12 protein-coding genes, 1 tRNA gene and 1 pseudogene are annotated in these 14,032 nt (G+C 63.0%); 6 read left to right on the forward strand and 8 right to left on the reverse strand.

What is annotated here, in order from left to right; all coding sequences use genetic code 11:
• Positions 1–55 precede the first annotated feature (55 nt).
• Positions 56–337: a hypothetical protein gene (locus ASF27_RS16730; protein ID WP_244481028.1), complete on the reverse strand. Its 282-nt coding sequence runs from the start codon at positions 335–337 to the stop codon at positions 56–58.
• 46 nt (positions 338–383) lie between these two features.
• On the reverse strand, positions 384–635 hold the full coding sequence (locus ASF27_RS16735) for a hypothetical protein (RefSeq protein ID WP_056173512.1): 252 nt from the start codon (positions 633–635) through the stop codon (positions 384–386).
• Between the two features lie 162 nt (positions 636–797).
• Between ASF27_RS16735 and queA the strand changes: the two genes are divergently transcribed.
• Complete coding sequence (gene queA / locus ASF27_RS16740) at positions 798–1,883, forward strand: tRNA preQ1(34) S-adenosylmethionine ribosyltransferase-isomerase QueA (protein ID WP_056361839.1); 1,086 nt, start codon at positions 798–800, stop codon at positions 1,881–1,883.
• A 59-nt stretch (positions 1,884–1,942) separates the two neighbouring features.
• Positions 1,943–3,118, forward strand: coding sequence for a tRNA guanosine(34) transglycosylase Tgt (gene tgt / locus ASF27_RS16745; RefSeq protein WP_056173520.1), 1,176 nt, complete (start codon positions 1,943–1,945; stop codon positions 3,116–3,118).
• Positions 3,119–3,125: 7 nt separating this feature from the next.
• On the opposite strand, the gene ASF27_RS16750 is transcribed toward tgt, so the two are convergent.
• A complete protein-coding gene (locus ASF27_RS16750) occupies positions 3,126–4,190 on the reverse strand; it encodes a hypothetical protein (protein ID WP_056361842.1) in 1,065 nt (354 codons plus the stop codon).
• Between the two features lie 122 nt (positions 4,191–4,312).
• Between ASF27_RS16750 and ASF27_RS16755 the strand changes: the two genes are divergently transcribed.
• The 3 genes and pseudogenes from ASF27_RS16755 (at position 4,313) to ASF27_RS21760 (ending at position 6,546) form a co-directional block, all read left to right on the forward strand.
• Positions 4,313–4,388: transfer RNA gene (locus ASF27_RS16755), tRNA-Lys, on the forward strand.
• Positions 4,389–4,570: 182 nt separating this feature from the next.
• Positions 4,571–4,837: pseudogene (locus ASF27_RS21755) on the forward strand (pyocin activator PrtN family protein).
• 389 nt (positions 4,838–5,226) lie between these two features.
• The gene (locus ASF27_RS21760) at positions 5,227–6,546 is read left to right on the forward strand and encodes a hypothetical protein (protein ID WP_162238648.1); all 1,320 of its coding nucleotides are present in this window, start codon (positions 5,227–5,229) and stop codon (positions 6,544–6,546) included.
• Positions 6,547–6,639: 93 nt separating this feature from the next.
• On the opposite strand, the gene ASF27_RS16760 is transcribed toward ASF27_RS21760, so the two are convergent.
• From ASF27_RS16760 to ASF27_RS16770, 3 genes are all read right to left on the reverse strand, one after another.
• Positions 6,640–7,731, reverse strand: coding sequence for a S49 family peptidase (locus ASF27_RS16760; protein WP_082479247.1), 1,092 nt, complete (start codon positions 7,729–7,731; stop codon positions 6,640–6,642).
• 58 nt (positions 7,732–7,789) lie between these two features.
• Entirely contained in the window at positions 7,790–8,545 is a 756-nt protein-coding gene (locus ASF27_RS16765) for a hypothetical protein (RefSeq protein WP_056361848.1), read from the reverse strand.
• Positions 8,546–9,037: 492 nt separating this feature from the next.
• A complete protein-coding gene (locus ASF27_RS16770; RefSeq protein WP_056361850.1) occupies positions 9,038–9,445 on the reverse strand; it encodes a hypothetical protein in 408 nt (135 codons plus the stop codon).
• Positions 9,446–9,528: 83 nt separating this feature from the next.
• Here ASF27_RS16770 and ASF27_RS21765 point away from each other — a divergent pair, with 83 nt between their 5' ends.
• Positions 9,529–10,455, forward strand: a complete 927-nt coding sequence (locus ASF27_RS21765; RefSeq protein ID WP_082479249.1) for a DUF2971 domain-containing protein — start codon at positions 9,529–9,531, stop codon at positions 10,453–10,455.
• Between the two features lie 323 nt (positions 10,456–10,778).
• Here ASF27_RS21765 and ASF27_RS16775 read toward each other — a convergent pair whose 3' ends face one another.
• Both ASF27_RS16775 and ASF27_RS22600 read right to left on the reverse strand, forming a co-directional pair.
• Complete coding sequence (locus ASF27_RS16775) at positions 10,779–13,010, reverse strand: AAA family ATPase (protein ID WP_162238649.1); 2,232 nt, start codon at positions 13,008–13,010, stop codon at positions 10,779–10,781.
• The gene (locus ASF27_RS22600; protein WP_162238650.1) at positions 13,000–13,308 is read right to left on the reverse strand and encodes a hypothetical protein; all 309 of its coding nucleotides are present in this window, start codon (positions 13,306–13,308) and stop codon (positions 13,000–13,002) included. The genes ASF27_RS16775 and ASF27_RS22600 overlap by 11 nt, the downstream gene beginning before the upstream one ends.
• Positions 13,309–14,032 lie beyond the last annotated feature (724 nt).

Genomic DNA, 14,032 nt, shown 5'->3' on the forward strand with positions numbered 1-14,032 from the left:
AACCCGCCACTGAACGATTGAGGCTCGGCTATAACCGCTGCCCTACCCCCTGCCGTCAGGTGGCCGGTTCGTCGCCGTCGCGCATGCCCTCAGGAATCCGGCCCCGGGCGGCCTCCCGATCGGCGCTCCGGGCCGCCTGGGCGCGCGCTCGCTCGGCCTTTCTGGCGTAGCCCCGCGCGATCCAACGCCACCGGGTGGAGGCCGCGAGGGCGTCGAGGCGGACCGCTTCGCGCTCCCAATAGGTGAGCAGCTGCGAATCCAGGGTCACGCGCCGGGGCGACGACACGGCGGACGGCTTCGCCCTGGGAGGCTTGGTGTTCGAAGCGGACGGGGGCATGGCGCGGCTTCCCGGAATGGAGAAGGGGTTGGGAGCGGACCCGTGCTCAGGCGGGCGGCGGGCTCTGCGGCTCCGGCGCTTCCTCGACGAGCAGCGCATCGGGGTCGTCGCGGAATCCCGCATCGCCCGCATCGGCCACGGGCGAACCCGGCGTGCCGAACGGACGACTCGGATAGGCCGCCGTGAACTTGTCCCGTGCCGCCTGCGGATCGTCCGCCTTGAGGGTGATGCTCGGGCTGTCGGGCAGGGGCCAGCGCGGATCGGCGGGATCGCGGGGTCTCAACGCATACCAAGTCATTCGGAAGCTCGCTCTGCCTTCTCGCACGGCATCCGTACGGGTGAAGCATGAACCGGAGCGGTGCGCCCGAGTTCCCACGTTCCCGGGCTCCCGAGTCCCCGCTCATCGATCCGAGAGTCGCGCCCATTGATCCGACCCGTCAAACCGTGCTGTTGGCGCGGCATGCGCGTCGATCTCTTCGATTTCGAGTTGCCCGAGGCGGCCATCGCCCTGCGGCCCCCGACCCCCCGCGATGCCGGCCGTCTCCTCGTGGTCCAGCCGGGCGAGCCCTTCGAAGACCGGGCCGTGCGCGACCTGCCCGGCCTCCTGCGGCCGGGCGACGCCCTGGTGTTCAACGACACACGGGTCATCCCGGCCCGGCTCACCGGCATCCGTCATCGTCCCGGCTCCCCCGGCCTGCGCATGGAGGCGATGCTGCACCTGCGCGCCGGCCTGGACACCTGGCGCGCCTTCGCCCGACCGGCGAAGCGCCTCGCGCCGGGGGATCGCGTCGTGTTCGGCCGCCACGGGACGAGCGAGCCCTGCGACCTCGGTGGCCTCGACGCGACCATTCAGGAGAAGGGCGAGGCCGGCGAGATCACCCTGCGGTTCGACCTCTCGGGTCCGGCCCTCGACGCCGCCATCGCCGCCACCGGCAGCCTGCCGCTGCCGCCCTACATCGCCGGAAAGCGCCCGACGGATGCCCAGGACGCCACGGATTACCAGACCGTCTATGCCGCTCGGCCCGGGGCCGTGGCGGCTCCCACTGCCGGCCTGCATTTCTCGGAATCACTCCTCGCCGATCTCGATGCCGTCGGTCTCCACCGCCACCGCGTGACCCTGCACGTGGGAGCCGGCACCTTCCTCCCGGTGAAGGCCGACGACACGCAGGATCACCGCATGCATGCGGAGATCGGCATCCTCACGGCGGAGACGGCCGATGCCCTCAACCGGACCCGCGCGGCGGGCGGGCGCATCGTGGCGGTGGGCACCACCGCCCTTCGCCTCCTCGAGAGTGCCGCCGACGCGCAGGGGCGGCTGCACCCGTTCTCGGGTCCGACGGAGATTTTCATCACGCCCGGGACGCCGATCCGCGCCGTCGACGCCCTCATGACCAATTTCCACCTGCCGCGCTCGACCCTGTTCATGCTGGTCTCGGCCTTCTCGGGCCTGGAGACCATGCGGGCCGCCTACGCGCACGCGATCGAGCACGGATACCGGTTCTACTCCTACGGGGATTCGAGCCTGCTGTTTCCGGCGGGGCGGTAGGGGAGGCCGGCGCACCGTCCCGCCTGCCCACCCGGTCGATCCGGTGCTAAGGAGCGCCGATGTCCGAACCAGCCACGTCCCCCCTTCCGAGCACGTCCCCCCTTCCGAGCGCGTTCACCTTCCGGGTGGATGCCACCGACGGACCCGCGCGCACCGGCGCGATCAGCATGCCGCGCGGCACCATTCGGACGCCCGCCTTCATGCCCGTCGGCACGGCCGCCACCGTCAAGGCGATGTATCCGGGTCAGGTGCGGGAGTTGGGCGCCGACGTGGTGCTCGGCAACACCTACCACCTGATGCTGCGGCCCGGCCCCGAGCGCATGGCGCGGCTCGGCGGCCTGCACCGGTTCATGAACTGGCCACAGCCGATCCTCACGGATTCCGGCGGTTTCCAGGTGATGTCGCTCTCGGCCCTGCGCAAGCTCGACGAGCAGGGCGTCACCTTCCGCTCGCATGTCGACGGTTCGACCCACCACATGAGCCCGGAACGGTCCATCGAGATCCAGGGGCTGCTGGGCTCCGACATCCAGATGCAGCTCGACGAATGCGTTCGGCTGCCCGCCGACCGGGCCACCATCGAAAAGGCGATGCACCTGTCCCTTCGCTGGGCGGAGCGCTGCCGCGTGCAGTTCGGCGAGCAGCCCGGCAAGGCGATGTTCGGCATCGTGCAGGGTGGCGACAGTCCCGATCTGCGGGTGGAGAGCGCGCGCGCCCTCGTGGATCTCGACCTCAAGGGCTACGCCATCGGCGGCCTCGCGGTGGGCGAGCCCCAGGCGGTGATGCTGGCGATGATCGAGACGGTGGAGCCGCATCTTCCCGCCGGCAAGCCGCGCTACCTCATGGGGGTCGGCACGCCCGACGACCTCATGCGTTCGGTCTCCCGCGGCATCGACATGTTCGACTGCGTGATGCCGACCCGAGCCGGGCGGCACGGCCTCGCCTATACCCGCCACGGCCGGATCAACCTGCGCAACGCCCGCCACGGCGAGGACACCCGGCCCCTCGACGAAACGTCGTCCTGCCCGGCGGCGCGGGACTACAGCCGCGCCTATCTCCATCACCTCGTGCGCACGGACGAGATCCTGGGGATGATGCTGCTCACCTGGAACAACCTGTCGTACTATCAGGACCTCATGGCCGGGATGCGCGGCGCCATCGCGCAAGGCCGCCTCGCCGATTTCTGCGACGGGACCCGGGAGGCCTGGGCGAAGGCGGAGGCCGAGCGCGCCGCCTGAACGCCCCTCAGGGGCGGGGCAACACCCTGTAGAAGCCGTCCGGATCGTCGGTGCCCGTCGCGACGGCAGCCCCCAGGGCGGTGACGATGCGTTCGGCGATGGGCAGCCTGTAATGAAGGGCGTCCCAGTAATTCGTGTCCTCGGTCGTCACCGGGGAGGGGATTCGGAAGTCCACCACGCGGGCGCCGCGCCGGGCGCCGATCGCGGCGACCCGCGCCTTGCAGGCCGCCTCCCGCGCGCCCTTGGCCGTGCCGGGCAGACCCTGCGCCGCCACGTGCACCGGCATGAAGGCGAGCACCTTGCGCGTGTCCGGCGGCATCGCACCGAGGAGATCGTCGAGCCAGCCCAGCGCCGGCATCGGCGCCGCCACGGCATCGACCGGCGGATCGACCGGGGACGCCTCGGGCATCGCCGCGCCGCCGCCATGGATATGGGCCGCGGCGCGGCGGGCGTCGTAGTCCGCCTCGGGCGGCGTGAAGACGGCGTAGCCATCCGCCCGCAGCCGCGCCGGCACACCGGCCCAGCGGGCCAGCGCCACCCGCCAAGCCGCGGCGAGGCCCTGCCCGTTGAGCTGCCGCAGGACGCCCCAGGGTGCCCCCTCCGCGTAGAGCCAGGCGGGGAACGGCCGGAACGTGAGGCGCTTCGTGTCGGCATTGGCCGCGCACCAATTGGCGTCGAGGCCGAACACCACGACTTTCGGCGCGGCGTACCGCAGGAAGACCCGGGCGATGGACATCTGCTCGAACGGCGTCGCGGCGTTCATGGCGAAGTTGGCGAAGCGGCCGCCGAGCACGGGTCCGAGCCGATCCGGATCGAGGAGCCGTGACGTGGAGGAACCGAAGACCGCCGCGTCGTAGAGGCCGCTGCGGGCGACCTGGGGGTACATGAAGCGCTGGTTGCCATCCATCAAGGGCGCCGGCGCCCGCCCGGGCCCGACCCGCAGGCCATAGGGGTCGAGCACGGCGACGAACCCAAACGCCGCCAGCCCGAAGCCGGCGACCGACAGGCCGAACACCCAGGCGAACCCCTGCCAGGCTCCTGCCGGCCACTCCCGTTCCGCCACTGCGCTCATCACATCCCAACCGCCACGCCCACAGGAAGGCGGTTTGGCGCGGTTGACCCCCACCCGTCGAGCCCCTATTGCGGGCGTCGCCTCCCAACGGACCCGGGCCTTAATGCCCCCGCCACGGACGCGAGCGCGTAGCTCAGCTGGTAGAGCAACGGACTTTTAATCTGTAGGTCTTGGGTTCGAACCCCAACGCGCTCACCACATTGTTTCCATTGGCTTTTTAGCAGTTAAATCGACCTCGTAAAAACCGCTATTTTTCGTGCCCGTGCACAGATCGTGCACACGGCGGCCTATCGGCCCCCGCCCTCGCGCAATCCAAGCGACTTGCGTTCGATCTCACGACGGAGGCGGTGTCCCTATGCCGCACGCCCAAGGTTCGCAGCATGAAAACCGTCTTTCTCCTCATGGCATAGTACGATAGGCAGGCCGTCGTTCCGATCGAGGATGTCGCGCGGGACTACTTTTCGCATCTCACGACCGACAAACTCATTCGGAAAATTTCCGCGGGTGAGATCGCGATCCCGATGGTTCGGATCGAGGAAAGTCAGAAGTGCGCGAAGGGCGTGCATTTGACCAACCTTGCGGCCGATATCGGCAATCGCGTCGAGTCGGCCCGGAAGGAGTGCAGGCAACTCACGGGAGCATGGTAGGGGCGCTTTCGGGGGATTGCCGCCTCCGGGCCGCCCTGGATGATCCAAGGCCATACCGACGGGCTGGAGATGATCAGTGGCCTTGCGCGAACCGCTTGCTGAGCGGCCGCGGTAGCTAACAACTCAGGCGGGTTTGTCGGACTGGCCATAGGCGTAATTTGATTTGCGCCGCGTGAGTTCACGGCGGTTGCGGGCCGTCCGCCAGCAACAGACTACAGAACCTCAAAAAGCTTGCTCCCGGGCATCTCAAGGATGAGAACCTGCATCCGTGCTGGGTTGCCTTCAAACCGTTGGTTGAACGGGGGCTTATCGAGCCGGACCAAGCTGCGACAAGCAGCCCGCGTTAAATAGGGCTTGAGTGCCTGGCTCACTCTGGCACTATGCCATCCATGACCGATCCAGATTTTTATATGAACCTCGCACTCGAACAGGCGAGGAAATGCGTTTCCGAGCCGGGGAAAACCAGCCCTAAAGTTGGTGCAGTCGTAGTTCTGCCGGATGGAAACATAGTAGAAAGCTATAGGGGCGAATGTTGTGCAGGCGAGCACGCAGAGTATACCGCGCTCGAAAAGAAGATGAAAGAGGTTAGTGTGGCTGGTGCCACTGTTTACACCACGCTTGAGCCGTGCACCACGAGGAATCCTCCGAAGATTCCCTGTGTTGAAAGACTTATCGAAAGAAAAGTTGCGCGCGTATATATTGGAATGGTGGATCCGAATCCGCTTATATCGGGCCGCGGCATGCGTCGTTTGCGTGACGCCAACATTGCTGTCGATATGTTCTCGAAAGAGATAGCGGCGCAGATTGAAGAGCTGAACCGAGAATTTACGAGATCGCAGAAGCAACAACCAGACCTGCCGAGTCTCGATACCGCACGAGTGAACCAACTTCGCGGTCGCACTTTGGATCAAATTTATCGTAGTGCCAACAGAACATACTGGAACCAAAATTATCACCGCGACGTGTCGAGTATCTTCACCCATATGGTTGAAGTAATCGGCGGTCTAAGCGCACTTGCTAGTGGAAAGAAAAAATCGAACGTCAACTCCGAAAATCATATTGCGAAAGCTTTCGCCTGGTGGTTCGCGCTGTGTGGAAAGCTAGGCATTCGTAGTGTTGAGCAGATGATCTGGGATAAATTTCCTGGTGTTTGCGCTTACTGCCACAAAAGACCGCACGACCCGGATATATGCACGCACAAGAAAGCTGAATCGCAGGGTCCCGAATGGAGCACTCTATCTACTCTTGGTGATAGAACTGAAAAGCCCATGCGCCTCGGCGAATGGCAAAGATTATTTTCCGGCATATATCCGGCGCAGCAAACAGAGGATTTCGGCCCTTCCTTCGGCCGCCTCGCTGAAGAATTAGGTGAGCTTGCTGAAGCTGTCCGAGTATTCAGAACAGAACCCGGATATGTTTTGAGTGAGGCCGCAGATGTTTTTGCTTGGCTGATGCATATTCAAAATATTGCCGACACAAAAGCGGGCAAGCCTCCATTAGAGCGTGGAGCGGCACTTGAGATTGCGATGGCCAAGTCTTATCCGGACGGATGCGCAGAATGTGGACATTCAATCTGTACCTGTCCTCCAATTCTAAGTAGCACTATCGGTCGAATAGCACACGAGGTTCCAACGAAGCGTGGATCTTTTGGTGACGGTGGCCGCTTCATGAGCGCAGATGCAGCGAGCAAGTTCTTTCACGAAGAATGAGCAAAGTCTTCGTTCGTCGTAGCGTTGCGGCCATTTCGCGTAGCGATCATCGGTAGCGTCACCGAAGCTAAAGATGGGCGTCCATCGGCCGCTTTAGCGCTCGCCGCTCGCCAGCCGTACCGCCGCAATGATAGAGCGGGCCGCCAGCACTCCCCGAAACGTCTCAACCGACATACCCGAGCGGATCGCGTCGTTTCGATCGGCTTCCGCCCCGGCAGGCGTGAGGGCAGAAATCTCGCGCGCCCGAGTCCGTTCGGCGACGACGGCCGCGGACGGAGGCGGGGCGAGCGGCTTCACGGGAGCCAACCGCACCGGCACACTCGAAGCAATCGGACGCGCGACCGGAGGGGGGCGTGAAGTTACTTTGCCCGCCGCGAGCGCGGCGAGGGTTCCTTCGAAGGTGCCGGTCGCGTCGGCCATTCCGGCGTCGACGGCGGCTCTTCCGATCAGCACGTCGCCTTGACCGAAGGCCGCGAGCACGCGGTCGACGGTGACTCCCCGGTTCTCGGCGACGGTTTCGATGAAGACCTGAGCGAGGGTTTCGACGCGCGCCTGAACGCGGGCGCGGCCGTCGTCGCTCTGAAGGTCCGCGACCTTGTAGGGGGACTGCGACGAGACGAAATCGTAACGACGCACGCCCGACCGCTCGTCGCGGGCGCTCGTGTCGCCGCAGCTTGCGCGCACGCCGATCGAGCCGAGGGCGGCCGAGGTTCCGACGACGATCGAGTCGGCTGCCGAGGCAAGCCAATAGGCTGCCGAGGCGCCGAGGTCCCCGACATAGGCGACGATCGGCTTGCCCTGACCGCGAAGGCCCTTCACGGCCGCCGCAAGCTCGCCGATGCCGGCCGCCTCGCCGCCGGGGGAGTCGATGTTGAGCAGGATCGCCCGTACGCCGCCGTTGTCGACGGCCGCCTGAAGGTCCCGGCGCAAAACGTCATAGCTCGACGCGCCGAAAAACTCGGTCATGAAGTTCGCGCGCTTAAAGAGCGGGCCTTCGGCCGAGATGATCGCCACGCCGTTGCGCACGGTCGCGCGCTCGGCACGCGCCAGAGCTTGCGAGCGGTACGCTTCTAGGGCGACTGGCGACGGCTCGCACTCGCGCGAGGCGATTTCGAAGAGCTTTGCAAGAGCGTCGTTCTCCATCGCCCACGCCGATGCGAGGCTTACAGTCAGGGCAAGGCTCATATCGGCGCTCGGGCGTTAGGATGCGTTTAGGAAGCTCGACAAACGTCGATAACGGACGTCAGACCGGCATTCGCGGCGGCGGCACCCAAGGCTCCGTCGCCCGATAGTACGGGGCATCGCCATAAAGCAGGCCGGGGAGGTACTTGATCGCATCGAGCAGGGAGTCCGCAGACTCGATGCGCCGGGGCTCGACGGTCACGCCATCATAGGCCGCGATGGGTTCTCCGTTAACCCATCGGATCATGCCGGGCGGCGCAGCCTCCGGCGGCCCTTGGGCGATTCCCGTACTACTCGGGTTCGGCCACGTTACGCGCCAGCGCCGAGGTCCGTCACGGAACGCGGTGACGTTCGAGATTTTGACGCTCTCGCCGAGCTTGCGGCCTCGCTCACGAAGGCTGTCTTCCTTGGCACGGTGTCTCGCCATCCGATCGAGGATAGCGGCGAGCCGCCGGGCGGCTTCGGGATACTCGGCCTGAAGCGAGGCCGTCAGAGCAACGGCTTCACGCTCGGCGCTCGCCACATCGGCGCGGAATTGCTCCCGCTCTTCGACCTTGATCCGCTCCGCGTGCGCGGCTTCCAGGGCGGCAATCGCATGAGCCGCGAGTTCGGCAGTGAGTCCATCCGCAGCCGTCTCGTCGTCTACGGCCTTTAAGGCGGCGGCATCCTGCGCATCGAGCGCGGCGGCCCGCTTCATGGCAGCGGAGGCCATACGCGCCTTGGCGGCCGTCAACTCGGCCCCCCGAGCAGAAAGCTCGGCGGCGATGTTGGCGGCGGTACGGGGCCGGCGCCCGAGCAGCTTATCAAGGAGACTCACGACTGCACCCCCGCAGTCTGAGAGGCCGACGCCTTGGCGATCTCGGCCTGAGCCTCAGTGATCCGCTCTCGCACTTCGACGATATCGGCGAACATAAGGAACTGACGGCCGCCGAGAGCGCGCTTGACGCTCTCCAATTCAACGGCCGCCCATCCGAGGCGATGCCCGGCATGGGGCTGGTGCCGATGACGGCCCGCAGCGTCGTTCGGAGTCTGAATGGCAGTGGGAGACATTGGAAAATTCCGACATCGGCTCAGGGCCGACGACGAGAGGTTCGCCCGTCACCGATTCGTTAGGGAGGCTGTTTTGGCATCCCCCAACGCGAAAAAGGCGGACGGCCCGAAGGCCGCCCGCTGAGTTCACTCAGGAAGTTAAATGTGGCCCGTTCCATCACGTGGGTCAGGGGCAATCTCGTACCCCTGAAACAAAAAACCGGGCGGGGGTGAAGCCAACTCCCCCGCCCAGCTCTCCTCAGCTTAGCGTCGAGCGCCGCTAGGCCGGAACCGAAGGATTGTGGTGATCCCGATAGGCGATTTCAGCCGCAAGCCGCACCGCCGCGGGCATTTCGAGACCGAGACGGTTTGCGATCGGACGAAGCTCCGCAACAACCTCGGGAGGAAGCGCCCGCTCGGTCGGGATCGGCACGAACTCATAGCCGACGACGGCCAATGCAGCCTCCGCGCTCGTAAGTGTTGGATTCGTACGGTGACGCCATGCCTTGAGCGTTGCACGAAGGACGCCGCTGCGCTCTTCAACCTCGTCGTAAGTGATATTTAACCGCCGCATCTCTGCGAAGAGCAGCTTCACATGAGGGCCGGCATGGTCGGGCACCGTGACGGTCGAGGGCCGGCGCTTTTTCGGCTCGGGATGACGACGGCTGTATTTTTGAATGGCAGGCATGTGGCAATCATGAAGATTGCCGGTATGCGGGGGAGAGTGTTTTAGTAGCCCACACAACCACAAAGGAGACGACAGTGCCGAGCATGTTTCACTACACCACAAATGATGGAGCGCTTGGAATTATAGGCTCAGGACAAATTTTCGCTACACATTACAAATACTTAAATGATAGCCTCGAACTAAAAATTGCAGAAAGTCTCATATCCCCTCTACTTGAGCAAGGCTTCAAAAGTGCTTATGACGAACTAAGCGCTGCCGGCGAGCTAAAAGGCTTTGCTGAAGACAATAATATTGATATATTTCAACAACAAGCTGAATTTTTAATTCGAAAGAGCTTTGATGCTGGTGATTATCTTTCCCCAGTGTTTCTAGCATCTTTCTGTGAGCATGATCCCGGCTCGCTTCAGTGGGATCATGGTCTACTTTCGCAGTGGAGAGGTTATGGATCGCAGGGCGGGTGCGCCCTTGAATTTGATGTGGATCTTTTCCAAGAGAAGCTCAACGCTGAAGAAAAAGCCCATCCATACTCCCCAATTGCAATCGGAAATGTTATATACGACGATCATTCTACTTGTATTGATGAAGTAAAGATTCAAGATATCGCCAAGCTATTCGTTCGTCGCCTACGGGCTAAGTCACACGGTATCGATATCAGTGACCTTCCGGGCCTTGATGATTTACACGATGCCCTCTTTCTTATTGGGCCTAAACTCAAGCACAAATCGTTCATGGAAGAAAAGGAAGTAAGAATTATTGCGGCGCCGGCGCTCAATCCCCGCGGTAAAAAAATCTACGATAAGCCTGAAAAAAAAATCGAATATAGAATGAAAAACGGCGTGCCAGTGCCCTACATAAAGCTATTCGATCACGGTGGAGAGCTTCCAATCGTTCGAATAATTGTTGGGCCTCAAAGAGAGCAGTCGAACGTCGTGCAGGCTTTACGTTTGATTTTACGTTCTCGTAAAACCGAGATTGAGGTTGTGGCCTCTGCAATCAGCTTCATTCCCTGAAGCTCCAAAATCAAAAATGAAGCTTTTCGCAACCATATCTAGCCAGGGGTCGGGATTGCGCGTTACCCGCAGGGGGGACGCCACGGAAGGACCCAAGCGTTGTAAATACACAACGAGACTGTGATGTTTTAGTTTGTCAATTAACTTCCCTGAAATAGTTCTTCTTTTTTCAAGTCGCTTTCTTTCCTTCGTCTCCCCCTTCACCCACCCCCTTCGCCGATACGCTGCGGCGCTCCACTCCAGTGGCCCCTCCCTAAAGGGAGTGGCGCAACTGGAGCACTGGAGCAGGCAGCAGGAGCAGGGTTGCGGCGGTCGTGCTCCACTCAGACTGCCGCAACTGCCGCACCTTCGCAGACTTCAACAAAATCCTTCACTTTCCTCGACGCATCAGAACGCTTCACGATCCTCAAGTGCCCTTCGGCGATCAGCCGATCGATAATGTCCTTCACGTGACGCTTGGTTGCCGGCTCCTTCGCCGTGCCCGCGAGCGCCAGCGTGATCGCGTTTCCAACCCAAGCCGTCGCCCGCTCGTCGAACCGATGCTCTCCCTGGCGAACCACCGCCTGGACCGCAGCAACCTCCGCGGGACTGAGTGCTGTCGCCTCTTCGCGGGAGGGGGGCGCCCAAGCCGTCGCAACGCCGACTTCATCCCCAAAATCGAGATTGCCAGTCCCATTGCCGAGCGAGACGGACTTAAGCTTGAACCACACGCCACAATCCGAACGGCGGGCGAGGTTCGCCTTGCCGTCGCCGATCCGCACGAGGGAGGGACGTTCGTCGCCCGAGATGCCGAACGCCTGAGCTTCGGCCACGGTCATCGGATTGAGCACCCGCACGATCCGGGCCGCCCCGACGAGGGCAACACCGCCGCGGGAGTCTTCCGCCGTTACCTCGGCGCCGTTCGTCTTCCTGGCATGATGCACAAGAAGGATGGCGCAGCCCGTTCGATCGGCGATGCCGGCCCACAGATACGCCACCCTGGCAATCGCCCCATTATCATTCTCGGTGACTTCGTGGGTCGTCACGAAGGGGTCGATGATCAGCACGTCGATCTTTTTGGTTGCGATCTCCCGTTCGACCGATTCGACGATCGGCTCGGCCACAACGAGTTCCCTACGGACTTCGCGCATTACAACGAGCCGCGTGTCGCGGCCGGAGTTGAGGAAGAGCCTGTCCCCCAAGGCGGCTTCGTCGATCCGGTAATGGAGGCAGGCCGCCGTGACGCGCCGCTCAAGCTCGTCGAGCGGGTCTTCGCCGTTCCAAAGCCACACCCGCAAGCGATCTGCGGGGGCAATGCCGAGCAACGGGCGTCCGGTCGCCAACGCCAACGCCTCGACGATCGTGAGGGAAGACTTGCCGACACCGCCTGGTGCCACGAGCACGCTCATGAACTTGCGGATCAACGCCGTGCCGTACAGCCATTGCCGCCGAGGGATCAGAGCAGGGTCGCCCAACCGGAACGGCATAGCGACGACGCTGGCCTTATTAGAAACGTTACTGACGGCGTTCGACGCCGCAGCGGGCTCACTCTGCCGAGCCAAAACGGAAGGCGCCGACGGCCCGGCAATGAGCACAATCGCGGGATCGTTTTGCCCGAGAGCTTTGCTCAGCCACGCGAAGGCGTCGTCAAAATCGAAATTGAGTGCCTGCATAATGACGCTAAGCGGCGTGTAAGGACTCCCGCCGTCGCCGAAGTCGCGGATGCCCCGCGAGTCGAACGACAGGTTCGGCTTCCGCCGATCGTGCGGTTGCCCCGTGCTCGACGGCCGCCAGTGAGCAACCGCGCGCCATCCGCCATCCGACTCCCGGTTCGCCTTGAAGAGCCCGAGCTTCGGAACCCATGCGTCGAGATTCGCGAGGGCGTCTTCGTTGAGCCGACGGAAGAAGTCGTTCGATTGCGACTCGGACTCCTTAACCGCGCCGTCCCACTCGAAGGTCGACTCGGTCTTATAGCCGAAGGGCTTCAGCGCGTCGGCGATCAGGTCGGCGAGGTTGTCGGGGGCCTCGGTCAACTCGGCGAGCGGCACTTCGGCGAGCGTCTTGCGGCTCATCCACTCATACGGCCGCACGGTCTTCGGGTGGATCGAGGGCGGGAGCACGGACTGCTTGCCGTGCGACAGAAGGTCGACGGCGCCGACCCCGCCGATCCTGAAGGCCCGCGACTGAATCTTCGAGGTATCGCCCCGGAAGAACAGGGTCAGGCCCTTGGCGCCCTTCTTCGCGACCTGAGCGGGGGGCAGGGCGGCGCACACGGCGTCGACCGCATCGTCGAGGTCAATGTCGACGGCGACGAGGCCGCGACCGAGCGCGATGCCGACGCCCGCACCAGGCATGCGAGACCATCCCCTGATGAAGTTCGGCGGGGCAGGCATCTCACAGAAGCGCTGCCAGTTCGGCATGAGTCGCCATTCCCCGCCCGCGTACAGGCCGGGAATCTTGTCGCCGGGGGCGATCGGGATCGCGGAATAGCCGTTCTCGATCAGCGCCGGGCCGGTGATGGCGAAGGGGCTAACGGCCAAAATCTGAGACTGCGGCGCAAGACCTTCAGCGAGCACGGCGCGCAGCCCCCGTGATGCCGAAGGGGGTGTACTGAAACGAAAGATCGCTGTCGTCGGGCTCAAAACCAAGCATTACGATTTCGGGCCACCCGACCGTCCCAGGGTGCTCGCGCACCCGCATGCGCAAACCGTCCCGGCGGCTGATAATTTTCCACCCTTTATCAACGACAAGAACGGGCGCCCAAGGCCGCTCGCGATGCGTCACATCGGGAAACCGAGCGAAGAAATCTTCGTCGGAAATATGATCAAAAGTTTGCGCTTCTTTCGTCGGGAGAATACGAACGGGCTTCAACACGGTTATACCTCAGATTTATGAGAAGCCCGGCGTCGCAAGCGTCGGGTTTTCTCGTTTCAGGAACTCGTTTGATCTCGGCGCACGCCGACCTTGGGAGGCGGTGCACTTGCAAGCATGGCTCGCCAATCCTCGTCGAGGATCACAGTCGCACCGCCGACCTTGCGAGCAATCAATCGGCCGCTTCGAATCGCATTGTATATTGAAGACCGCGAAATCGGGCCATGTGCTGCGAGATCGGCGATGCGATGTGCGATAATCATTCGTTGACGTCCAAAGTCGTTTAAGCACATACAAACTGTGCGACCAGAAATATTTACGTCAACTATGCGATAATTACTTTCTGAGGATAGCAGAGGAATGGTGTGCTCTTGTTGGCGCCCTCGCATAAGCAACTTTCTATCTACCTAGATTGCCGAGAGTTAATGATGGCTCAGTCCTCCCGCGGCCATCTCGCCCCCCCCCCCCGAAGGCTTCACGACGGTCGCGTTACCCTCTGCAAGCGCTCGAAGCGCCCTCACGACGAGAGCAATGTCGGTAGGGCCAAGGCATGCGTCTTCAGCACCCTCAATCGCGTGAGCGAGGGCTGCGGCGTGTTCGGACTCGGACATGGGTTCCCCCTCGGCCGCACGGCGTGCGTCCGGTTGCGCCCGACGACTTTAGGTCGGGCGGTTCAATTAATTTCGGCGAAGTGTTGTTGGCGCCGCGTCGGGCGGCCAATGATTGT

Origin of the sequence: Methylobacterium sp. Leaf102, assembly GCF_001422425.1 — a bacterium.
Lineage (GTDB): Bacteria > Pseudomonadota > Alphaproteobacteria > Rhizobiales > Beijerinckiaceae > Methylobacterium.